This window comes from Pseudomonas sp. 05N433 (assembly GCF_056396925.1).
On record NZ_JBFTML010000046.1, the window covers coordinates 18,441 to 41,377 of the forward strand.

Genomic DNA, 22,937 nt, shown 5'->3' on the forward strand with positions numbered 1-22,937 from the left:
GCACCTGGCGGAGCAACATCCTTCTGCGCCAAGGTCGAGTCATGACGTCCAATAACTTGTTGCCCCACCCCGACGGCTCTTTATTGCGTGGCACCGCGCGTGCGCTGCCCATCACCGAACGCTGGATCGTGCCCGGCTTGCTGCTGGCGTACGTGGTCTTCTACCTGCTGCCGCTAGTCACCCATGGTCTATGGATTCCCGATGAAACCCGCTATGGCCAGATCAGTCAGGAAATGCTGCTGAGCGGTAACTGGGTGTCCCCGCACTTCATGGGTATCCGCTACTTCGAGAAACCCATCGCCGGTTACTGGATGATCGCCATCGGTCAAGCGGTGTTTGGCGACAACCTGTTTGGTGTGCGTATCGCTTCGGCGCTGAGCACCGGGCTGAGCGTCTGGCTGACTTACCTGATTGCTCGCCGATTCTGGAATGATCCGAGCAAGAGCTTTATCTGCGCCTTGCTCTACATGAGCTTCGGCCTGATCGCCGGGCAAGCCGGATACGCCAACCTCGATCCGCAATTCACGCTCTGGGTCAACTTGAGCCTGGTCGCGTTGTGGTTTGCCATCGATAGCCATTCCTCCCGCGGCAAACTCGGCGCTTGGGCGCTGTTGGGTTTTGCCTGTGGCATGGGCTTCATGACCAAGGGCTTTCTCGCCTGGTTGTTGCCGGTGTTGATCGCCCTGCCCTACATGATCTGGCAGCGACGCCTGGGCGAGCTGTTGCGCTACGGACCACTGGCGGTGGTCGTGGCCGCGGTGGTCTGCCTGCCGTGGGTGCTCGCCATTCACCATCAGGAACCGGATTTCTGGCGGTTTTTCTTCTGGCACGAACACATCCGCCGTTTCGCTGGCGAAGATGCGCAACACGCGCGCCCGTGGTGGTTCTATTTGCCGCTGCTGGTCGCCTCGAGCCTGCCGTGGGCTGCCTTGTTGCCAACGACACTCGTCCAGGCCTGGCAGCAAAAGCGCCAGCCCGTAATCGGCTTTCTGTTGCTCTGGATGCTGTTGCCGCTGGCATTCTTCAGCTTCAGTAGCGGCAAACTGCCGACCTACATCATGCCGTGTCTGTTGCCTCTGGCGTTGCTGATGGGACACGCAGTGATGGAGCTATTGAATCAAGGACGAGGCCGGATCATTCGCATCAACGGCGTGATCAACGTCGTCATCGCCACCAGCGCCCTGATCGCCCTGCTTTATCTGCAAGCCACCAAGGAAGTCTACGAAAACACCGAGATGTTCACCCTGTCCCTGGCGTTCATCGTGTTGCTCGGCTGGATCATCACCAACGCCTTGCAGGTGCTGCGTCCATTGATATTCTGGGCCATGCCGGCACTCGGCATCTGGCTGCTGGTAGCGTTGTTGCCGGCAGCGATGCCGGCGCAGATCGTCAATAGCCAAATGCCTGACCAGTTCATCGCCGAGCATCTGGATGCCTTGAGTCAGACGACATCGTTGCTCAGCAACGATCTGGGCGCGGCGTCAGCCTTGTCGTGGCGCCTGAAGCGACCTCAGGTCGATCTGTTCAACACTGTCGGCGAGCTGAAATATGGCCTCGACGATCCCGCCATGGCGTCACGTAAAGTCACCCTGGACAACGTCGGGCAATGGATGACCGAGGCCCGCAAAAAAGGCGCGGTCGGCGTGGTGATGCGGGTTAACAGTGTCGCGGAGATGCAGGAAGTCGAGATGTTGCCCATCGATGGCAAGCGCTATCAGCGCGGCCACCTGGAGATTCTGATATTCCCGCAGAGCCAACCCTGACACCGTTCTTCCTACAGGAAACCCGCTATGAACCTTCGGGCTAGTGACAGGGGCGCCTTGGCGCTCCTGCTCGGCGCCTCTGCGCTGATTTTGTTGTTGGGCCTGGGCACGCGGGAGTTATGGGGGCCGGAAACCCGCTGGGCCAACATCGCGTTGCAAATGCTCCAGAGCGGTGACTATTTCGATCCCTACCTCAAGGGCGGGCCGTATTACGACAAACCGCTGCCCTCCTACTGGCTGATCACGGCCACCGCCTGGCTGACCGGAGGTTTAGGGCACTGGTCATTACGCTTGTCTTCGGTGGTTGCCGCCTGGCTGAGCGTCTGGCTGGTGTACTTGATCGGCGAGCAGCTAATGCGCAAAGGCACCGGATTGATTGCCGGGTGGATGCTGGCGACCACCTTTTATTTCGTGTTCTGGGCACGGGTCGCCACCGCCGACATCCTCACCGTCTGCGGTGTGCTGGCGGCGGTGTGGTGGTATTGGCGCGGGCCGCAAGACACGCGTTTCAGCCGTTACCTGGTGTTTTTCCTGCTGTTGTCCCTGACCTCATTGTTCAAAGGCCTGATCGGCTTCATTCTGCCGGGCTTGCTGCTATTGCCGCATGTGGTGCAGGACGGTCGCTGGAAAAGCCATCTCAATCTGCGGCTGTGCGGCGCCCTGGTCATCGCCGGGGCGTTTTACATGACGCCATTCATATTGTCGCACCTCTACGGCGCGCCGACTTATGGCGAAAGTGGCCTGGGCCTGGTGCTGCGGGAAAACGTCGTGCGGTTTTTCCAGCCCTTCGACAACATCGGACCGATCTACACCTATTTGATTTACCTCCCGGTCTACACTCTGCCATGGGCGCCTTGCTGGATGCTGGGGTTGTGGTTTGCGCTGCGCCACTGGCGCTGCGTCGAACCCAATACGCGCTGGCTGGTTTGGGGGTTGGGTCTGTTGATGCTGTTTTTCACGGCCAGCGGCAGTCGACGCAGTTACTACGTATTGCCCCTGGTGCCCTTCGCCCAGTTGCTGGGCGCCTGGTGGATCACCCGGCGAATGGCCGAACGCAACGCCACAGACAGGTTCGGTAGTCGCCGATTGAAAATCGGTTTCGGCCTGACCGCTGTGTTGTTGATGGCGATACTCGGTGTGTTCTATCCCTGGACCAACGGCGGTGGCGGCGTGGTTCAGTTCGGTGAGACGGTCAGGCTTGAGGCCAGCAAACGCGCACCGCTCAATACATGGCGCATGGTGATGATCGAGGTGGACAACAAAGTGCCRATGTACCTGCAAACCGGCGGCGCCCCCTTCTATTACGTGCAGCAAAGCCAGGACTTTCCTCGCACCGGCGATACCGCCGCGCTGATGACCTGGCTGGACAACACCAGCGGCCAGCACTGGGACCCGCAACGCACCATCGTTATCACCCAGTACCGCAACGGTGATGCAGTACCGCTGGACTACCTGAGTGCCGACCATCAGGTCATCACCACCACACCCACCAACGGCGAGCGCATATTCCACGGCCGTGAAGACCAGAGCGTGGCGTATATTCCCCGGGCCGAATAGGTGTCAGTGCAGGCGCTTGCTGTCGATCTTCGTCGCCAGGGTTTCCAGCGCCTCAGTACACGCAGTCAGATCCGGCGACCCAGTTCTGACTTGCTTCAACGCCCGGTCCAGGGACTTGTCGATGGAGGTCCAGCCTTCAGGATCAATCGGTCGCAGTTGTTCCTCGTTTTGGTCCCAGGCACTTTCCAGGTCAGTGATCCTGGCCCTTGCACCTTTCATGTCGCCACTGCCCAGTAGCTTTTTGGTGTCGGTAATGATGGCCATCAGGTAGGACAGATCGCCCATCGACCCGGCGGGAGTGGCTGCTACGGGGATGGCGGCACTGATCTGCTTGCTATCAAACTTGGCCAGCAGAGTCTTCAAGGCTTCGGCACAGGCTTGCGGATCCGGGTTGCCGGAGCGCAGTTGGGACAGTGCACGGTCAATCGATTTATCGACCGAAGTCCAGTCAGCCGGCGACTTCGGCTGCAAGGTTTCTTCGGCTTGATCCCACGCTGTTTCCAGATCGGTGATGCGAGCCTTGGCTGCTTTCAGGTCGCCGGCGTCCACTAAACGGGCAGTGTCTACGGTAATCGTCCGGAAACTCGACAAATCGCCAAGGGAACCGGTCACCGTCGAGGCGCTCACCGTCGTTTTACCGGCCGTTGCCTGAGCCGGCACCCAGAACCACCCACCGACGCCGACCGTGCAGACGAACAGCAGTGCCCCCAGGAACGGCGTGGACGCCAGATGCGGGACACGCTTGGGGCTGAGTTTCAATGTTGAACCAACCTTCGCCACCCGAAAGCTTCGCCGGGAAAGCGTCAGCCAGATAGCGCTGGACATGAAAATCGACGACACCGCGCCGGATATCAGACCCAGCACCAGAGCCAGCGAGAACATCTGCAACGGTTCGCAGGCAAACAGATACAGGCAGGTCGACGCCATCACCACTGTCAGCACGGTGTACAGCGAACGCCTCAGGGTCTGGCTGATGCTCAGGTTGATCAGGCTCCACAAGGCCAGCGCATCCACCGGCGGGGACTTTTTCACGTTTTCGACAATGCGTCCGAAGATCACGATCTTGTCGTTCAGTGAATAGCCGATGATCGTCAGCAATGCAGCGATGTAAGTGACGTCGATCTCGAACTTGAACAGCGAGAAGATCGCCGAAACGATGAGGATGTCCTGAACGATCGGCAGCAAGGTTGCCAAGGCGATGGCCCAGGAGAAACGCAGGCCGATATAGATTGCGATGCTGGCGAATGCCGCAATCACCGCATAAATGGCCCGAGTGGCAAAATCCCGTGCAACGCCCGGGTCTGCGGTGTTTTCCTCGTACTCTACGGTCTGATACTTACCCTTGAACGCAGTAATGATCTGCTTCAGATCAGCGGGCTTGAGCACTTCATCGAAGCGTACGGCGATGTGCTGATTCTGTGCACCGCCCACGGCCACGGTGGCCGGGATGGTGCCCGCCCCGGTCATGATTTGCGTGGCGGTTTCCTGAGTGATCGCACGGTCGACGTCGATGTCCAGCGCAGTGCCAGCGGTAAAATCAATGTCCAGGTTCAGGCCGTGAGCGCGGTAATACAGCGAGCCGGAAACGATGGTCAGCAACGAGACCACAATCGCCGTTTTACCCAGGCCCAAGAAGTTGAAACGGCGAGCCTTGGTGGCGCGCGGCTTGCTCTTTCCGATCAACCAACGCTGGCTGACCCACTGGGTATCGACCAGCCACAGCATCAGCTGGCGAATCAGCAAGAAGTTAGTGGCGACACTGATCACGATGCTCACCAGCATGGTCAGCGCAAATCCTTGAATCGGCCCGATGCCGGCCGCGAACAAGGCAATCATCGCCAGCGCGGTCACCAGGTTTGCATCACGTATCGTCGGCAGCGAGCCTTTGAAACCGTTATCCACGGCTTCGCGCAGAGACCGGCCAAGGTCGATTTCCTCGCGAATACGTTCCAGGCAAATGATGCTCGCATCCGCCGCCATGCCAATGCCCAGCACAAACGCGACCACCGCCGACAGCGACAAGGTGGCACCCGAGGCGGTGAATACAATCAGCAATAGCCACAGGTAGACCAGCGTACAAAACGCGGCGATCAAACCGGCAGTGCGGTACAGCCCCACCAGCAACAGGAAAATACAGGCGATGCCGATCAAACCTGCCTGAACGGTTTCCGCCAGCGCGGTTTTGCCGAGTACGCTGCCGACGGTCTGGGTGTATTTCTCGGTCAGCTGCGTGGGCAACCCCTGCGAACTTCCGAGCAGCGAGCGTGATTCTTCGGCGGACGTCAGGCCTGCCAGTTTCACCCGAATATGGTTGGCGCCCTCGACCCGGATGTCCGGTTCGGTAATACCAATGCTGTCGGCGCGTTTACTCAGGATCGCGACCGTCTGCAACAAGTCATCCTTGGCGAGCCGGGTTTTGCCCGGTGCCGGGTTCACAACGTAATAAATCTCGTAACCACCGCGAAACTCCAGCCCGAAGCGCACATGAGTGGCCAGGCTGGAAAATGTCGCAGCCACCAGACAGGCCAGCAGCCCCGTCAGGAGGATGAACGACAGGCGTCGACTGGAAAGGCTCATGGAAGAAATCCAGAAAAGGGACTGAAAAGCGAATCGAAGCCGAAGGGCTCGCTCACCACTGGCGGGCAGTCTAAAGAAGCGAAAATGAACCGCTTGTTAACGAAGTCACATGGCTGTGCGACGGCTTGCCAGTGCGTGCCGGACATGCAATGAATGCACGCCTGCAATGCCTGATCAGGAAGCGAGCGATGAAGGTTCTGGTGGCCGAAGACAATGCCCTGCTGGGTAACAGCATCAAGCGCGGGCTTGAGGAAGAAGGCTGGGTGGTGGATCTGGCCAGGGACGGCAAAGAGGCCTTGTACTATGCCGATGCCAGTGAATACGACGTGTTGGTGCTGGACTGGATGCTGCCGCAGATATCGGGTCTGGAAGTACTCGGCGTGGTGCGCGGCAAGGGCAACGACGTGCCGGTGATCATGGTCACGGCCAGAAGCGAAGTAGTGGATCGGGTGCAGGGCCTGGATCGCGGCGCCGACGATTATCTGAGCAAACCTTTCGAAATGATCGAATTGGTGTCGCGGCTCAATGCCCTCTATCGGCGCTCGATCGCCCGTGGCTCGAAATCGCTGACACTGGGCAATCTGAACATCGAACTCGACACCTTGCGGGTCAGCATCGGCGGCCGTCCGCTGGATCTCACGGGCATGGAATACAATCTACTGGTGGCGCTGGCCGGCAAGGCGAATCAGTTGCAGACCCGCACGGTATTGCTGGGGTTGCTCTACCCTTTCGACAGCGAGCCGGACAGCAACAGCCTGGACGTGCTGCTCAATCGCCTGCGACGCAAGTTGGCTGGGGCCGACGTCGAGATTGAAACCGTTCGCGGCAAAGGGTTGATCCTTCGTGTGGCGTAACCTGGCACTGAACATCAAAATCGCGCTCACGTTGTTCGTGGTTCAGGCGTGTGTGTTGTTCGTCGGCTATGTGTGGCTGAGTCATTGGGTGCAAACCACCCGGCTCGATGAACTGCGGCACCATCTCGATACCCAGTCGGACGTCATCGAGTCGCTGATCAGCGTCGAAAACGCGCAGTTGGTCTATCAGCGCCAGGGTGAATTCGCCTCGGAACTGGATCACGATCACGACCTGTTTTTTGACTTGTCATCGATATCGGGTGAGATGCTGCAAGAATCCTGGGGACCAACGCCGTCAATGCGCAAAGCGCTTCGCGAGGCCATGAGTCAGGTTCGCGCGGGCGACGAAGAGACGTTCCTGTTCGATGTCGGTCACGAGAAATGGATCGCACAGATGGGCGACCTTGAGCGCGCCAGCCCCGAAGGCCCGCTGAAAGCCAGGCTGCTGGTGGCCACCAACGCGCAACCGGTGCTCAATGCGGTCAACGCCTTCAAACGGGTGGTGGCGCTGGCCGCGATAGGGATATTGCTGTTGACGACGCTTGGCAGTTTTATCGTGGTGTCGCTCTCCACCCGAAACCTTCGCCATTTCGCTCGACAACTGCGCACCTTGAAGCCGCCGGAATTCACCCGCCGGGTGGTGTTCGAGGCGCACTCGGCGGAAGAAAAACTGCTGTTCGACAGCTACGCGCAAATGGAAGCGGCGGTTCAGGAGGTGCTGGAACATCAACGGCTGTTTATCGCCAACGCCTCCCATGAACTGAAGACGCCGATTGCTGCCGTGACCTCTGCGCTGGAGGTCATTCTGGCGCGGCCACGGCACGCCGAAGATTACGCCCAGACCTGTCGTGATGTGCTGGCCGAAATGCAGGTGCTCAAGCGCCTGTCTCTCGGCCTGTTGGACCTTGCGCAACTGGAGGGCACCGCCGAGATTGCCGGGCAGGCAAGTGGGTTGAATGACAATGCGCTCAATGCTGTCGAGCGTTGGCGCAAGGCTGCCGAACTCAAAGGTCTCAGTCTCTCCCTGCATCTGCTGGAGGATTATCAGGCCCAAGTCGCCGGAGGACCGGAACAGTGGGAAGTGGTGTTTGGCAACCTGCTGGACAACGCCATCAAGTACACCCCGGCCGGCGGCGCCGTCGACGTCATGCTGGACGAACATCCGGGCAGCGGTTTGATCATCAGGATCACCGATAACGGTGCAGGCATGTCCACGCAAGAAGTCCGGCAATTGGGGCAAGTGTTTTTCCGTGCCGACGCCGCACGGTCGCAATCATCGTCGTTCGGGCTTGGCTTTGCCCACTGCAAGCGGATTGTCGAAAGACTGGGTGGACATCTGACGGTTCAAAGTACGCCGCAGACAGGGACGCGCGTGACCATTGCCATGATGCGTTATAAGCCTTGAGCCCCGCGTCACCTCAGACCAGGCCAAAGTTCAGCCAAGAGGCCCAAGGCCACACTCCGATCGAAGATATCGTTTGAAAGTTGCCCACCACCGTGTCGGCTCAAGTTTTCCGTCGACCGTGAAATGACATCTATTTACGATTTTTTTGACGTTTTTTTCTCATTTGGCGCTCTACATTCGCGGCGACTCAAACATGCAAATGATTCGCATTGTTCCCATGATGAATCTGCGCGTGTTGACTAAAAAAACAGGAGCCGTCGACAGAATGATTTCCCGTATCCCCTCGTTCCTTAAAAACGCATTGCTGACCACTGCTTTCCTCAGCGCCGGTCACGTGTATGCCGCTGCGCAGACGGAGGGTATCGTGGTCTACAACGCTCAACACGAAAGCCTGACCAAATCCTGGGTCGAAGGTTTCACCAAGGAAACCGGCATCAAAGTGACCGTGCGCAATGGCGACGACACCGAGATGGGCAATCAGCTCGTGCAGGAAGGTGCAGCGTCCCCGGCCGACGTGTTCCTGACCGAAAACTCCCCGGCGATGGTGCTGGTCGACAACGCGGGGCTGTTTGCACCGGTTGCGCCGAGCACGCTGGAACAAGTGGGCGCGGCCTATCGTCCGGCGCATGGCAAATGGGTAGGGATTGCCGCACGCTCCACGGTGTTCGTCTACAACCCGAGCAAGCTGGCTGAAGCAGACTTGCCAAAATCGCTGATGGACCTCGCAGCACCGAACTGGAAAGGCCGCTGGGCCGCTTCGCCGGCCGGTGCCGACTTCCAGGCCATCGTCGCAGCGGTACTGGAACTCAAGGGTGAAGCCGCCACCCTCGACTGGCTGAAAGCCATGAAAACCAACTTCACCGCCTACCGGGGCAACAGCGCCGTGCTCAAGGCGGTCAATGCCGGTCAGATCGACAGCGGCGTGATCTATCACTATTACAGCTTCGTCGATCAGTCCAAGACCGGCGAGAACAGCAAGAACACCTCGCTGAGCTACTTCAAACACAAGGATCCAGGTGCCTTTGTCAGCCTGTCCGGCGGTGGCGTCCTGGCCTCCAGTCAACACAAGGAACAGGCTCAGGCATTCCTGAAATGGATTACCGGCAAAGACGGCCAGGCGATCCTCAAGAACGGCAACTCGTTTGAATACGCCGTGGGCAAGAATGCAGAGTCCAATCCGAAACTGGTGCCGCTGCAGCAACTCGACGCTCCGACTGTCGACGTCTCGAAACTCGACAGCAAAAAGGCGGTTGAGCTGATGACCCAGGCCGGGTTGCTCTAATTGTTGCCTGAAACGCTACCGGCAGAGGTCGCTGCGGCGTCCTCTGTAAACTTGCGCGCACGCTCTCGCGGCGTCTTCTCGGGCCGCGGCGGCGCCTGGGTGATTAGCCTGTCGGTGCTGATGTCGTTGCTGGCGTTGCTGCCGATTGCTTTCGTGATCGGCGTATCGGTGCAGACTGGCTGGGCGACGCTGGTGACGCTGGTATGGCGCCCACGCGTCRGCGAGTTGCTGATCAACACCGTGCTGCTGGTGGTGCTCACCATTCCCTTGTGCATCGCACTGGGTCTGGCGCTGGCCTGGTTGACGGAACGCACCAACTTGCCGGGGCGGCGCTGGTGGTCGCTGTTGGCGACGGCGCCGCTGGCGGTGCCGGCATTCGTGCACAGCTATGCGTGGGTCAGTCTGGTGCCACCGATTCATGGCCTGTTTGCCGGCGTTCTGGTGTCGGTCATCGCCTATTTCCCGTTTCTTTACCTGCCGATAGCAGCGACTTTGCGCCGGCTCGATCCGGCCATCGAAGATGTCTCCGAGTCGTTGGGGCTCAAGCCCTGGGCAGTGTTCTTTCGCGTGGTGCTGCCGCAGTTGCGCCTGGCCATCTGCGGCGGTGCCTTGCTGGTGGGGCTGCACCTGCTGGCCGAGTACGGTCTGTACGCGATGATTCGCTTCGACACCTTCACCACGGCCATCTTCGATCAGTTCAAGTCCACCTTCAACGGGCCTGCCGCCAATATGCTGGCCGGCGTCCTCGCGCTCTGCTGCCTGGCCATGCTGACGGCCGAGTCGGCTGCTCGCGGCACGGCGCGCTACGCCCGGGTCGGGTCGGGAAGCGCGCGCGAACAAAGGATTGTGCGCTTGAAGTTGCGCACCACCCTGCTCGCGCTGACGCTGCAAGGCATGACCTGTGTGCTGGCACTCGGTGTGCCGTTGATCACCCTTGGCAAGTGGCTGATCGACGGTGGCGCGCAAGTCTGGAACCTGAGCGAACTGCTGCCGGCGCTGGAGCAGACGCTGATGCTCGGGGCCGCCGGCGCGCTAATTACCACATGCGCGGCCATCCCGATCGCCTGGCTGTCGATTCGCTCACCGGGCCCGTTGCAACGTGTGCTGGAAAGCTGCAACTACATTACCAGCGCGTTGCCGGGGATTGTCGTTGCGCTGGCGCTGGTAACGCTGACGATTCATTTTGCCCGGCCGATTTACCAGACCACCATCACGGTGCTGCTGGCGTATTTACTGATGTTTTTGCCCCGCGCCCTGGTGAGTTTGCGCGCAGGCATCGCCCAGGCGCCGGTGGAACTGGAGAACATGGCGCGCAGCCTCGGCCGTTCGCCTGGTCGGGCGTTGTGGCTGATCACTCTGCGCCTGGCCGCACCCGGTGCTGCCGCCGGCGCTGCGCTGGTGTTTCTGGCGGTCAGCAATGAGTTGACCGCCACCCTGCTGCTCGCCCCCAATGGCACGCGCACCCTGGCTACCGGTTTCTGGGCAATGACCAGTGAAATCGACTATGCCGCCGCGGCGCCCTATGCCTTGCTCATGATTCTGCTGTCGCTTCCGTTAACCGGACTTCTTTACCATCAATCCAAACGCACGGCTGGCCGATGAACACTCTTGAACTCCACTCGATCTGCAAGTCCTACGGTTCTCACCGAGCCCTGGAGAACATCAGCCTGTCGGTGCCGACGGGAAGCCGTACGGTGATCGTCGGCCCGTCCGGTTCGGGCAAGACCACCTTGCTGCGAATGATCGCCGGTTTCGAGTTCCCGGACTCGGGCAGCCTTGCGCTCAATGGTCAAATGCTGGTCGACGGCACCCGCGAGGTCCCCGCGCATCAACGCTTGATCGGCTATGTTCCGCAGGATGGTGCGCTGTTCCCGCACATGACCGTAGCCGCCAACATCGGTTTCGGGCTGGCGGCCAAGGGCGTTGCCAAACAGGAACGTGTCGCCGAGTTGATGGACAGCGTGGCACTGGACTCGAGTATGGCCAATCGTTGGCCGCATGAACTCTCCGGCGGCCAGCAACAGCGTGTCGCGCTGGCCCGGGCCCTGGCGCAACAACCACGGCTGATGTTGCTGGACGAGCCGTTTTCGGCACTCGATACCGGTTTGCGCGCCGCCATGCGCAAATTGGTCGCAAGGCTTCTGGCTGACGCCGGTGTCACGACCATTCTGGTGACTCACGATCAAAGTGAAGCGTTGTCATTCGCCGATCAGTTGGCGGTGATGCGTCAGGGCCGGCTAGTGCAATCCGGACATCCGCTGGACCTTTACCGCTATCCCGCCGATGAACAAACCGCCCTGTTTCTCGGGGATGCCGTGGTCATGCCGGCCAGAATCGAAGCGGGTTGGGCTCATTGCGATCTGGGTCGCATACCGGTCAACAACCACAGAAACAACCGATCAGCGCAAATCATGCTGCGCCCCGAGCAACTTCAGCTGATCAGCGCGCCCCACGGCCTGGAGCAACAGGACGGCTGTCGCGGCGTGGTCACCGAATGCGACTTCGGCGGTAATACCTGCACATTGACCGTGGAATTGYAGACGTTGAACGCTGATGACCGTCCGGGGCGTTCATTGCTGGTGCGCAGTTCCGGCATGCATGCGCCACCCGCTGGGAGCGAGGTTCATGTGTCGACCATCGGCCATGCTCATGTACTGAGCGAACCTTAAGCTTTTGAATCGGTAACGGGCGAGAAACGAAATCGCCCCCGAATATAACAATTCAAAAAAACAACTAAGCAATGCAGCGCAAGTCCATCAAGGCAGACACTTCTGTACGCCTTTCCCTACAAAAAATGCGATGAGCCGGTAGAAGCCTGAACAGTGCCTGTATGGGCTTGAAATAAAACGAATCACCTACCGGTTTTTCATGTTCCTTTCACAAAATCGCGCTTACCCTCAACGGATCACAGATGGCGTCTTGATAGCGTCCAACCCGTCGGGCATGACAAGCAAAGTCAACCGATGTAATTTGTCACAAATTACTGGCAACTGCTTGATGCCGCTTTTGTTTTAGCGTCTACGCTGATGTTGGATCCAACGTTCAAGCCTGATAGTCTTATTTTTTTTCAGTTCCGAGGTGCCCATGAGTCAGGCGTTTCTCCCCTTCTCTCGCCCGAGTATCGGCGATGAAGAAATTGCTGCGGTAGAGCAAGTACTGCGCTCTGGCTGGATCACTACCGGGCCGAAAAACCAGCAACTGGAAGAACACTTCGCCAACTATGTCGGCTGTCGGCATGCCGTCGCATTGTCCTCGGCCACCGGTGGCATGCACATTACTTTGTTGGCCTTGGGTATCGGTCCCGGTGACGAAGTCATCACTCCGTCCCAGACCTGGGTGTCGACCGCCAACATGATCTGCCTGCTCGGTGCGACGCCGGTTTTCGTCGACGTTGACCGCGACACGTTGATGAGCGACCTGGAGAGCATCGAAGCGGCGATCACGCCTCGCACCAAGGCAATCATTCCGGTGCATTACGCCGGCGCGGCATTCGACCTCGATCCGCTCTACGCTCTGGCCGACAAACATGGCATCACCGTCATCGAAGACGCGGCTCACGCAGCGGGCACTTTCTATAAAGGTCGGCATGTCGGCGCCCAAGGCACGGCGATCTTCTCGTTCCACGCGATCAAGAACATGACCTGCGCCGAGGGCGCGATGTTCGTCAGCGACGATGAAGCCCTGGCCAATCGGGTACGCATGCTCAAGTTCCATGGCCTGGGCGTCGACGCCTACGACCGCCTCACCCACGGCCGCAAACCCCAGGCCCAGGTGATCGAACCCGGCTTCAAGTACAACCTGGCCGACATCAATGCCGCCATCGCCCTGGTTCAGCTGGAACGCCTGGACGCGATCAACGCCAAGCGCACAGAGCTGGCCCAGACCTACCTGCAACGCCTTGAAGGCCTGCCGGTGCAACCGCTGGCCATTCCGGCCCATGCGCAACAGCACGCCTGGCATCTGTTCATCCTGCGCATCGACGCCGAACGTTGCGGGCTGGATCGCGAGGCGTTCATGAAGGCGTTGCAGGAACAGAACATCGGCACAGGTATTCACTTCATCGCCACCCACCTGCACACTTACTACCGGCAGCGTTTCCCCAACATCTACCTGCCCAACACCGAATGGAACTCGGCGCGGCTGTGTTCGATCCCGTTGTTCCCCGACATGACCACCGATGATGTCGATCGTGTCGTCGGCGCCATTGAAAAAACACTGGACAGAAGCCTGTGAAACCTTATCCGATCCGTTGCGTATCAATCGTCATCCCGGTCTATAACGAGGAGGACAGTCTGCCCGAGTTGCTTCGGCGCACCGAAGCGGCGTGCCAGCAACTGCACCATGACTACGAAATTGTGCTGGTCGACGACGGCAGCCGCGACAACTCGGCGCAAATCCTCGAGGAGGCGGCCAGTCTCGACGGCAGCCCGGTGGTGGCGGTCATTCTCAACCGCAACTACGGCCAGCACGCGGCGATCATGGCAGGGTTCGAACAATGCAAGGGCGACGTGGTGATCACCCTCGACGCCGACCTGCAGAACCCGCCTGAAGAAATCCCGCGGCTGGTGGCTCAGGCCGAACTGGGCTATGACGTAGTCGCCACGGTGCGCAACAACCGTCAGGACTCGGCCTTGCGTCGCTGGCCGTCGAAGCTGATCAACCTTGCCGTGCAACGCTCCACCGGTGTTGCCATGAGCGACTACGGCTGCATGCTGCGCGCCTACCGCCGCACCATCGTCGACGCCATGCTCGCCTGCCGCGAACGCAGCACGTTCATCCCGATCCTGGCCAACAGCTTCGCCCGGCACACCACGGAAATTCTGGTGACCCACGCCGAGCGTGAACACGGCGAATCCAAATACAGCCCGATGCGCCTGATCAACCTGATGTTCGATCTGATCACCTGCATGACGACCACGCCCCTGCGATTGCTGAGCATCGTCGGCTTCGGCATGGCCGGCCTAGGCGTGCTGTTCGCCATCGCGTTGATTGTGCTGCGCATGGCTTTCGGCGCCGGTTGGGCGGGCGGCGGTACGTTCGTCCTGTTCGCCGTACTGTTCGTTTTCACCGGCGGGCAATTCATTGGCATGGGCCTGCTGGGCGAGTACCTGGGTCGCATGTACAGCGACGTCCGGGCACGTCCACGGTTCTTTATCGAAAAAGTTTTACGTAGCACCCCTTCTGCTCCTGCCCCCGTTGTCACCGTTGACGGTCTCACTTCCACTTCTTCAGATCAGGTTCTCTCATGAGTGCAAAAGCTGTTGTCTTCGCTTATCACGATATTGGCTGTGCCGGCATCGAATCCCTGCTTGCCAGCGGTTTCGAGATTGCAGCCGTGTTCACCCATCCCGATGACCCGAAGGAAAATGCGTTCTATGGCTCGGTTGCGCAACTGTGCGCCCGTAAAGGCATCCCGGTGCATGCTCCGGAAGACGCCAACCACCCGCTGTGGATCGAGCGCATCAGCAAACTCAATCCCGAGTACCTGTTTTCGTTCTACTACCGCAACCTGCTGAGCGAACCACTGTTGRCCACGGCCAGCAAAGGCGCCTTCAACCTGCACGGTTCGTTGCTGCCTCGCTACCGTGGCCGCGCACCGGCCAACTGGGTACTGGTCAACGGTGAAACCGAGACCGGCGTGACCCTGCACCGCATGGTCAAACGTGCCGATGCCGGCGCCATCATTGCCCAGGAGCGGGTAGCGATCGAGCGCGCCGACACCGCGCTGACCCTGCACGCCAAATTGCGCCAGGCCGCCAGCGATCTGCTGCGCGACACCTTGCCTGCCTTGCTTCAGGGCAAAATCAGCGAAACCCCACAGGACGAATCCAAAGCCACAGTGTTTGGCCGTCGCACCCCGGCGGACGGCAAACTGGTCTGGAGTAAACCTGCCGAAGAACTGTTCAATCTGGTCCGCGCCGTGACCCAACCTTACCCGGGCGCGTTCTGTGCCGTGGGCGAGCACAAGTTGATTGTCTGGAGCGCGGATGTCGTCAAGGGCAACGAAGGCCAGGCACCGGGCCGGGTTATCAGCGTCGATCCGCTGCGCATCGCCTGCGGCGAAGACTCGCTGGTGGTCAACGCCGGCCAACGCAACGACAACGGCCTGTACCTCAGCGGTCCACAACTGGCCAATGAGCTGGGGCTGGTCGACGGTTCTGTGCTGCGTGGCGCCGAATCGGGCCGTGCACCGCGTCGCACCCGCGTGCTGATCCTTGGCGTCAACGGCTTCATCGGCAATCACCTGTCCGAGCGCCTGCTGCGTGACGACCGCTATGAAGTGTACGGCCTGGACATCGGCTCGGACGCCATCGAGCGCCTGCGCAGCCATCCGAACTTCCACTTCGTCGAAGGCGATATCAGCATCCACTCGGAGTGGATCGAGTACCACATCAAGAAATGCGACGTGGTCCTGCCGCTGGTGGCGATCGCCACGCCGATCGAATACACCCGCAATCCGCTGCGTGTATTCGAACTGGACTTCGAAGAGAACCTGAAACTGGTTCGCTACTGCGTCAAATACAACAAGCGCGTGATCTTCCCGTCGACCTCCGAAGTCTATGGCATGTGCCAGGACGCCAACTTCGACGAAGACAGCTCCAACCTGGTGGTTGGGCCGATCAACAAGCAACGCTGGATCTACTCGATCTCCAAGCAGCTGCTTGACCGAGTGATCTGGGCTTACGGCCAGAAAGGCCTGAACTTCACCCTGTTCCGCCCTTTCAACTGGATGGGCCCACGCCTGGACCGTCTGGACTCGGCGCGTATCGGCAGCTCCCGGGCCATCACCCAGTTGATCCTGAACCTGGTGGAAGGCACGCCAATTCGCCTGTTCGACGGCGGCGAACAAAAACGCTGCTTCACCGACATCGCCGATGGCGTCGAAGCCCTGGCGCGGATCATCGACAACGACAACGATGTCTGCAACGGCCAGATCATCAACATCGGCAACCCGGACAACGAAGCCAGCATTCGTCAGCTGGGCGAAGAACTGCTGCGTCAGTTCGAAGCTCACCCGTTGCGCGACAACTTCCCGCCATTCGCCGGTTTCCGCGATATCGAAAGCAAGGCTTTCTACGGCACTGGCTATCAGGACGTGTCTCACCGCAAACCGAGCATCGCCAACGCCAAGCGTCTGCTTGACTGGGCACCCACCGTGGAGATGAAGGAAACCATCGGCAACACGCTGGACTTCTTCCTGCGCGAGGCCATGCTCGAAATCGCGGACAAAAAACGTTGATGCAGGCAGGCCTTCGAATCGATGTCGACACCTACCGAGGCACCCGTGAAGGGGTGCCGCGGTTACTCGAAATGCTCGATGAAGCACAGGTCAAGGCGACGTTTTTCTTCAGCGTCGGGCCAGACAACATGGGGCGCCACTTGTGGCGCCTTATCCGTCCGCAGTTTCTCTGGAAGATGCTTCGTTCCAACGCTGCCGGCCTGTATGGCTGGGATATTTTGTTGGCAGGCACTGCGTGGCCGGGCAAACCGATCGGTCGCGACCTCGGGCACCTGATGCGTCAAGCCCAGGCGGCTGGGCATGAAGTCGGCCTGCACGCCTGGGATCACCACGGCTGGCAGGCCAATGCCGGACGCTGGAGCCAGGCGCAACTGATCGAGCAGATTCGTCGTGGCGTCGACAGCCTCAGTGACATCCTCGGCCAAAAAGTCGAATGCTCGGCTTCCGCCGGTTGGCGGGCGGACGAGCGTGTGATCGAAGCCAAGCAAGGTTTCGGCTTTCGCTACAACAGCGATTGTCGGGGCCAGCACCTGTTCCAGCCAATCCTGACCAATGGTAGTCTGGGCGCACCGCAGATTCCGGTGGACCTGCCGACCTTCGACGAAGTGGTTGGCCCGACCGTTGCGGCCAAAGACTTCAACACCTTCATTCTTGAGCGGTTCTCCCCGCAAAAACTCAATGTCTACACTGTCCATGCCGAAGTAGAAGGGATTCTGATGGCCAACGATTTTCGCCAATTATTGGCCGATGCTCGCCAACGTGATATTCATTTCCAACCCTTGGGCAATTTGCTTCCCGACGCCCCCGCCATCTTGCCTAAGGGCCGGGTCGTACGCGGCACTCTTGAGGGTCGCGAAGGCTGGCTAGGGGTTCAAGGCGCATGAGCAAACCTTGGGCATTGCCGTTATTACTGGTCGTTCTGGCGCTGGCGTACCTGCTGCCGCTAGGCTCTCACGGCCTTTGGATTCCCGACGAAACCCGTTACGCCCAGATCAGCCAGGACATGCTCCTGAGCGGTAACTGGGTGTCGCCGCATTTCATGAGCCTGCGTTACTTCGAAAAGCCCATCGCGGGCTACTGGATGATCGCTATCGGCCAGGCGCTGTTTGGCGACAATCTGTTTGGCGTACGTATTGCCTCGGTGCTGAGCACCGGGCTGAGCGTGTTGCTGTGCTACCTGATCGCTCACCGGCTGTGGAACGAGCCGCGCAAGAGTTTTGCCTGTGCGCTGCTGTACATGAGCTTTGCGATCATCGCCGGGCAAGCCGGCTACGCCAACCTCGATCCGCAATTCACCTTCTGGGTAAACCTGAGCCTGGTGGCTTTGTGGTTTGCGCTGGACAGCACCAGCCGTGGCCAGCGTCTGCTCGGCTGGACTGTACTGGGGCTTGCCTGTGGCATGGGTTTCATGACCAAAGGCTTCCTCGCCTGGGCGTTGCCGGTGTTGATCGCCCTGCCCTGGGTGCTCTGGCAGAAACGCTGGCGGGAACTGCTGACTTACGGCCCGGTGGCGATTATCGTCGCCATCGCGGTGAGCCTGCCGTGGGCCTTGGCGGTGCACGCGCAGGAACCCGATTACTGGCGGTTCTTCTTCTGGCACGAACACATTCGCCGCTTCGCCGGGGATGACGCCCAACACGATGCGCCATGGTGGTTCTACCTGCCGCTGCTGGTAGCGTTCAGCCTGCCATGGGCGGCGTTGCTGCCATCGGCGCTGAAACAGGCCTGGCAGACCCGGCGTCAGGCCAACATCGCTTTCCTGCTGCTGTGGTTGCTGATGCCCTTGCTGTTTTTCAGCCTGAGCAACGGCAAGCTGCCGACCTACATCATGCCCTGCCTGCTGCCTCTGGCGTTGTTGCTGGGCCATGCCCTGGCGGACCGACTGAAGCTGGAACAAGGCCGGGTGCTGGGGATCAATGGCCTGCTGAACATGACGCTGGGCCTGATCGTCCTGATTGCGCTGGTTTATCTGCAACTGAAAAAACCGCTGTACACCCACGAACTGCACAACCTGGTATTGGTGTTCATCGGGTTGATCGGCTGGATCATGGCCAACCTGCTGCAGGCCTTCCGTCCCTTGCAATGCTGGGCGGCACCGGCTTTTGGCAGTTTGCTGCTGATCGGCGTGCTGCCGGCCGGCATGCCGGATTCGGTGGTGGCTAACAAGATGCCCGACCAGTTCATCCTCCAGCACGCCCCGGAACTGGCGCAGACCGACAAGCTGTTGAGCAACGACCTGGGCGCTGCCTCGGCCCTGGCCTGGCGCTTGAAACGCCCGGAGGTGGCGTTGTACAACACGATAGGCGAATTGAAATACGGCCTCGACTATCCTGATCCAGATGCAATACAGCAGCGGGTCGATCTTGAGCACGTGCAACAGTGGATGCGCGAAGCGCGTCAGAGTGGTTCGGTCGGCGTGGTGATGCGGGTCAAAGGGGATGACGAACTGCAAGAAATCGAACTGCTGCCCAAGGATGGCAAACGTTATGAACAAGGCAACCTGGTGATCCTGATCTTCCCTCGGGATGCGTCATGAGCCTGTTGCTGCTCCTGACCGCCTGCCTGCTGACTTGCCTTGGCCAGATCGCCCAGAAGTACGCCGTGGAAAGCTGGCGTGGCAAGACCTCGGGTTGGGGCGAGAAACTGCGTTCGCCTTGGCTGTGGCTGGCGCTCGCCTCTCTGGGGCTGGGCTTGCTGGTCTGGCTGCTGGTGTTGCAGCGCCTCGAAGTCGGTATCGCCTATCCCATGCTCAGCCTGAATTTCGTGCTGATCACACTGGTCGCCCGTTTCGTCTTTCACGAAGTCATCGACCGCCGTCACTGGTTGGGCGTGGCGCTGGTGATTGGTGGCGTGGCGTTGCTGGGGCAACACGCATGAGCCTGCGTCGCGGAATCGCCTTTGCCATGGGCAGCGTAGTGCTGGGCACCGCCGCGCAGTTGGGCATGCGCTGGAGCATGACTCGCTTGCCACATCCCGAACAGTGGTTAGCGGCCTTGAGCAGCGGCAGCGTCGATATGCCCGCTGTGATTGTCGTACTGGCCGCCATCCTCGCCTATGCCGTGTCGATGCTCACCTGGCTCGCGGCCCTGCGGGATGTGCCGCTGGGTCGGGCCTATTCGCTGCTGAGCATCAGCTACGCGCTGGTGTATGTGCTGGCCGCCAGCCTGCCACTGTTCAACGAATCCTTCAGTCTTTCAAAAACCCTGGGAGTGGCGCTGGTCATCCTGGGGGTCATTACTATTAATTCTCGACCTGCTCGCGCGCCCGAACTTAGGAGTGCATCATGAAAATCAGTGTATTTGGTAGCGGTTACGTTGGTCTGGTGCAAGCCGCCGTCCTGGCTGAAGTCGGCCATGACGTAGTGTGCATGGACATTGACGAGAAAAAAGTTGCGTTGCTGCAACAAGGCCACGTCAGCATCTTCGAGCCGGGGCTGGCCAGCCTGGTGCGTGAAAGCCTGGATGCCAAGCGGCTGCACTTCACCTCGGACGAAAAGTTCGCGGTGCAACATGGCCAGGTGCTGTTCATCGCCGTCGGCACGCCGTCCCGGGAGGATGGTTCGGCGGATCTGCAATACGTGTTGTCCGTGGGTGAAGCGGTCGCGCGTCATCGTGAACAGCCGGTGATCCTGGTGGAGAAATCCACGGTGCCGGTGGGCACCGGCGATACGCTGCGCGCCCATATCGACCAGTACCTGCTCAAGGCCGGCCGTCAGCTGCAGTTCGATATCGTTTCCAACCCGGAGTTTTTGAAAGAAGGTTCGGCCGTGGCCGATTGCCGGCGCCCGGACCGCATCATCATCGGCTGTGAAGGCGATGAAGTGCGCGACGTGATGCGCGACCTCTATGCACCGTTCAACCGCAACCATGACCGCGTCATGTTCATGGACCTGCGCAGCGCCGAGCTGACCAAATACGCCGCCAACTGCATGCTGGCGACCAAAATCAGCTTCATCAACCAGATCGCCGAACTGGCCGAACACCTGGGTGCCGACATCGAATCGGTACGGCTGGGCATCGGTGCCGACTCGCGTATCGGTTACCACTTCATCTACCCCGGCTGCGGTTACGGCGGCTCGTGTTTCCCCAAGGATATGCGCGCTCTGATCCACAGTGCCGAAGAAGCCCACTGCAACAGCGACCTGCTGCAAGCGGTGGAAGCCATCAACGAGCGGCAGAAACACAAATTGTTCGAACGCATCAACGCGTTCTACAAGGGTGATTTGCGCGACAAGACCTTCGCCGTTTGGGGCCTGGCCTTCAAACCCAACACCGACGACATGCGCGATGCGCCGAGCCGGGTGCTACTGGAATCGCTGTGGGCTGCGGGGGCCAATGTACGGGCGTTCGACCCGGAAGCCATGCAGGAAACCCAACACCTTTATCCTGACGAACCGAAGCTGATGCTCATGGGCACGCCGGAATCAGTCCTTTCGGGTGCCGACGCTTTGATCATCTGCACCGAATGGCAGCAGTTCAAGGCGCCAGACTTCGACCTGATCCAGCAACGCCTGAATGCACCGGTGATTTTCGACGGACGTAACCTGTACGACGCAGAGCGCCTGGCCCGCAGCGGCTTCCTGTATTTCCCGATGGGCCGTGGTGAATCCCGCAAATTGCCAATTCCCCTTCAGCAATGGCCATCGGCCTCAGGCGTCGCGTGAGTACGGTATCGCCCAGCATTCGTCGGCAGTCCTTAGGGTTCGGGCTGCTGACGTTCATGCTGTTCATCGCGGGGGTCTATCAGCAAACAGCAATCGGTTTCGATTCGCGGTTCGTGCTGTTCGCCCAGGAGATGCTGCGCCACGGGCCGTCGTTTTTCCCGACCACCTATGGCCAGCCCTATGCCGATTACTCGGCGCTGTCTACGGTGTTTGTCTGGCTGTTGTCCCTGCCGTTCGGTCAGGTCAATAGCCTCACCGCGTGGTTGCCGACTGCCATCGGCGCTGCGGTGATCGTCACGTTGATGTACCGGTTGGTCGCGCCCTGCTCCACACGCTGGGCGCTGCTGAGCATCGCGTTGATGTTGCTCACCAGTACATTTGTCACTGAAACCCGTGCCGTGTCCCAGGACCTGATGCTGGCGGCCGTGGCCTTTTCGGTGTTCTACCTTGGGTACGCCGCCGATCATTTCGCGATGCCCCGTCGGTGGCCGCTGATTTTTGTGCTGCYGCTGTTGGGCTTCGGGATTCGCGGGCCGATCGGGCTGGTTATCCCCACCGGTATGTTGTGCAGCTACTACCTGCTCAATCGCCAATGGTCACGGTTGTTCGGTTTTGGCCTGTTGGCGGCGGTGTTGTTGGTGGTGTGCGTCGGCGCGCTGCTGTGGCTGGCCGAAGCCAGTGGTGGAACGGCCTTCATGCATGACGTGGTGCGCATGCAGTTCATGGGGCGCATGGACGGCAGTGAAGGCGTCAGTGGTTCGCTGTATTACTTCACCGCTTCGTTTGGCAACTATGCGCTCGCTTATCCATTGGCACTGCTGGTATTGGCCGCGGTCTGGCTGACGAACCCACGGCAGGCAGGTCCGGCATTACGCTTGTTGCAATACTGCACGGCGGCCGGGTTGATCGTGATGATTGGCTTATCGATTCCCCAGGCGAAAAAGGCCCGTTACCTGCTGCCGATGCTGCCCATGGCGGCGATCATTGCGGCGTACCCGTTTCAGGTGGCGCAAGGTCGGGTATTCGGTTGGTTGCGGGGTTTGATGCAAGGGCTGTGGCTGGTGATACCGGGGGTGTTGATTGTCGCATTGCTGATCATTCAGCGGCGTCTGCCAGCACAACCTCCTGCCTTTGTGCCGGTATTGATCGTGCTTGCGGCTCTGCAAGTCATCACACTGGCGGCTTGGTTCCGCGCTCACTGGCGAGCCGAGGTGCTGGCCTGTTGCGCAGTCCTGGCGCTGTGGTCGGTTTATATCCTGGTGTATGAACCGGTCGAACGTCAGCTTTACGACACGCAAGCCTTCAGTCGAGCCGCGTTCGCAGAGATTCAAAAAGCGCCGGCGCCGTTGGTGCTGCACGGCATGGGCAAAGACGCCAAGGCGATCAAGTTCATGGTCAATATCGAGCAGGACTTTCAACCGGTGTTCACCGAATCGACACAGGAACTGGAAGCCCTCTCGGGGCCGGCCTGGCTGATGATGGACCGAAACGACTACAACGCCCTGCAAGGCACTCCGCTGGGTGCCCAGCCACCGGTATTGAGCGGACGTTTCGATAAGAACGATTTCGTATTGCTGCACACGCCGCCCTTGTAGG

17 protein-coding genes are annotated in these 22,937 nt (G+C 59.8%); 16 read left to right on the forward strand and 1 reads right to left on the reverse strand.

Annotated features, from left to right (window positions below; all coding sequences use genetic code 11):
- Positions 1-41: 41 nt before the first annotated feature.
- Both arnT (AC1DIS_RS22105) and AC1DIS_RS22110 read left to right on the forward strand, forming a co-directional pair.
- The gene (arnT, locus tag AC1DIS_RS22105; protein WP_064617811.1) at positions 42-1,763 is read left to right on the forward strand and encodes a lipid IV(A) 4-amino-4-deoxy-L-arabinosyltransferase; all 1,722 of its coding nucleotides are present in this window, start codon (positions 42-44) and stop codon (positions 1,761-1,763) included.
- Between the two features lie 27 nt (positions 1,764-1,790).
- Positions 1,791-3,320, forward strand: a complete 1,530-nt coding sequence (locus tag AC1DIS_RS22110) for an ArnT family glycosyltransferase (RefSeq protein ID WP_477743118.1) — start codon at positions 1,791-1,793, stop codon at positions 3,318-3,320.
- A 3-nt stretch (positions 3,321-3,323) separates the two neighbouring features.
- Here the strand turns inward: AC1DIS_RS22110 and secF are convergent, their stop codons facing one another.
- Complete coding sequence (gene secF, locus AC1DIS_RS22115; RefSeq protein WP_477743119.1) at positions 3,324-5,897, reverse strand: protein translocase subunit SecF; 2,574 nt, start codon at positions 5,895-5,897, stop codon at positions 3,324-3,326.
- 188 nt (positions 5,898-6,085) lie between these two features.
- On the opposite strand from secF, the gene AC1DIS_RS22120 reads away from it, so the two are divergent.
- The 14 genes from AC1DIS_RS22120 (at position 6,086) to AC1DIS_RS22185 (ending at position 22,936) form a co-directional block, all read left to right on the forward strand.
- Positions 6,086-6,751 (forward strand): response regulator transcription factor, encoded by a 666-nt coding sequence (locus AC1DIS_RS22120; RefSeq protein WP_086944310.1) that lies wholly within the window; start codon positions 6,086-6,088, stop codon positions 6,749-6,751.
- Entirely contained in the window at positions 6,741-8,156 is a 1,416-nt protein-coding gene (locus AC1DIS_RS22125; RefSeq protein ID WP_018925839.1) for a sensor histidine kinase, read from the forward strand. The genes AC1DIS_RS22120 and AC1DIS_RS22125 overlap by 11 nt, the downstream gene beginning before the upstream one ends.
- Positions 8,157-8,421: 265 nt before the next feature.
- Complete coding sequence (locus AC1DIS_RS22130; protein WP_064617803.1) at positions 8,422-9,438, forward strand: iron ABC transporter substrate-binding protein; 1,017 nt, start codon at positions 8,422-8,424, stop codon at positions 9,436-9,438.
- Positions 9,439-9,441: 3 nt separating this feature from the next.
- Complete coding sequence (locus AC1DIS_RS22135; protein ID WP_477781083.1) at positions 9,442-11,040, forward strand: ABC transporter permease; 1,599 nt, start codon at positions 9,442-9,444, stop codon at positions 11,038-11,040.
- Complete coding sequence (locus AC1DIS_RS22140; protein ID WP_477781078.1) at positions 11,037-12,107, forward strand: ABC transporter ATP-binding protein; 1,071 nt, start codon at positions 11,037-11,039, stop codon at positions 12,105-12,107. Before AC1DIS_RS22135 ends, AC1DIS_RS22140 begins: the two co-directional genes overlap by 4 nt.
- 415 nt (positions 12,108-12,522) lie before the next feature.
- Complete coding sequence (gene arnB, locus AC1DIS_RS22145; RefSeq protein WP_018925835.1) at positions 12,523-13,671, forward strand: UDP-4-amino-4-deoxy-L-arabinose aminotransferase; 1,149 nt, start codon at positions 12,523-12,525, stop codon at positions 13,669-13,671.
- Positions 13,668-14,687 carry an undecaprenyl-phosphate 4-deoxy-4-formamido-L-arabinose transferase gene (gene arnC / locus AC1DIS_RS22150; protein WP_018925834.1) on the forward strand — a complete coding sequence of 340 codons (1,020 nt, stop codon included), beginning with the start codon at positions 13,668-13,670 and terminating at the stop codon, positions 14,685-14,687. The genes arnB and arnC overlap by 4 nt, the downstream gene beginning before the upstream one ends.
- Positions 14,684-16,678, forward strand: a complete 1,995-nt coding sequence (gene arnA / locus AC1DIS_RS22155; RefSeq protein ID WP_477781079.1) for a bifunctional UDP-4-amino-4-deoxy-L-arabinose formyltransferase/UDP-glucuronic acid oxidase ArnA — start codon at positions 14,684-14,686, stop codon at positions 16,676-16,678. The genes arnC and arnA overlap by 4 nt, the downstream gene beginning before the upstream one ends.
- Positions 16,678-17,562: a 4-deoxy-4-formamido-L-arabinose-phosphoundecaprenol deformylase gene (gene arnD, locus AC1DIS_RS22160; protein ID WP_477743121.1), complete on the forward strand. Its 885-nt coding sequence runs from the start codon at positions 16,678-16,680 to the stop codon at positions 17,560-17,562. The genes arnA and arnD overlap by 1 nt, the downstream gene beginning before the upstream one ends.
- Entirely contained in the window at positions 17,559-19,214 is a 1,656-nt protein-coding gene (arnT, locus tag AC1DIS_RS22165) for a lipid IV(A) 4-amino-4-deoxy-L-arabinosyltransferase (RefSeq protein ID WP_064617798.1), read from the forward strand. The genes arnD and arnT (AC1DIS_RS22165) overlap by 4 nt, the downstream gene beginning before the upstream one ends.
- On the forward strand, positions 19,211-19,555 hold the full coding sequence (gene arnE / locus AC1DIS_RS22170; protein ID WP_018925830.1) for a 4-amino-4-deoxy-L-arabinose-phosphoundecaprenol flippase subunit ArnE: 345 nt from the start codon (positions 19,211-19,213) through the stop codon (positions 19,553-19,555). Before arnT (AC1DIS_RS22165) ends, arnE begins: the two co-directional genes overlap by 4 nt.
- Positions 19,552-19,965 (forward strand): 4-amino-4-deoxy-L-arabinose-phosphoundecaprenol flippase subunit ArnF, encoded by a 414-nt coding sequence (gene arnF / locus AC1DIS_RS22175; RefSeq protein ID WP_019578860.1) that lies wholly within the window; start codon positions 19,552-19,554, stop codon positions 19,963-19,965. Before arnE ends, arnF begins: the two co-directional genes overlap by 4 nt.
- Positions 19,962-21,341 carry a UDP-glucose dehydrogenase family protein gene (locus AC1DIS_RS22180; protein ID WP_018925828.1) on the forward strand — a complete coding sequence of 460 codons (1,380 nt, stop codon included), beginning with the start codon at positions 19,962-19,964 and terminating at the stop codon, positions 21,339-21,341. Before arnF ends, AC1DIS_RS22180 begins: the two co-directional genes overlap by 4 nt.
- A complete protein-coding gene (locus tag AC1DIS_RS22185; protein ID WP_477781080.1) occupies positions 21,314-22,936 on the forward strand; it encodes an ArnT family glycosyltransferase in 1,623 nt (540 codons plus the stop codon). Before AC1DIS_RS22180 ends, AC1DIS_RS22185 begins: the two co-directional genes overlap by 28 nt.
- Position 22,937 lies beyond the last annotated feature (1 nt).

Coding starts and splice junctions, on each gene's coding strand:
- arnT (WP_064617798.1), top strand. CDS start 17,559: ATGAGCAAACCTTGGGCATTGCCGTTATTACTGGTCGTTCTGGCGCTG.
- AC1DIS_RS22130 (WP_064617803.1), top strand. CDS start 8,422: ATGATTTCCCGTATCCCCTCGTTCCTTAAAAACGCATTGCTGACCACT.
- arnD (WP_477743121.1), top strand. CDS start 16,678: ATGCAGGCAGGCCTTCGAATCGATGTCGACACCTACCGAGGCACCCGT.
- arnF (WP_019578860.1), top strand. CDS start 19,552: ATGAGCCTGCGTCGCGGAATCGCCTTTGCCATGGGCAGCGTAGTGCTG.
- AC1DIS_RS22180 (WP_018925828.1), top strand. CDS start 19,962: ATGAAAATCAGTGTATTTGGTAGCGGTTACGTTGGTCTGGTGCAAGCC.
- arnE (WP_018925830.1), top strand. CDS start 19,211: ATGAGCCTGTTGCTGCTCCTGACCGCCTGCCTGCTGACTTGCCTTGGC.
- arnB (WP_018925835.1), top strand. CDS start 12,523: ATGAGTCAGGCGTTTCTCCCCTTCTCTCGCCCGAGTATCGGCGATGAA.
- secF (WP_477743119.1), bottom strand. CDS start 5,897: ATGAGCCTTTCCAGTCGACGCCTGTCGTTCATCCTCCTGACGGGGCTG.
- AC1DIS_RS22120 (WP_086944310.1), top strand. CDS start 6,086: ATGAAGGTTCTGGTGGCCGAAGACAATGCCCTGCTGGGTAACAGCATC.
- arnT (WP_064617811.1), top strand. CDS start 42: ATGACGTCCAATAACTTGTTGCCCCACCCCGACGGCTCTTTATTGCGT.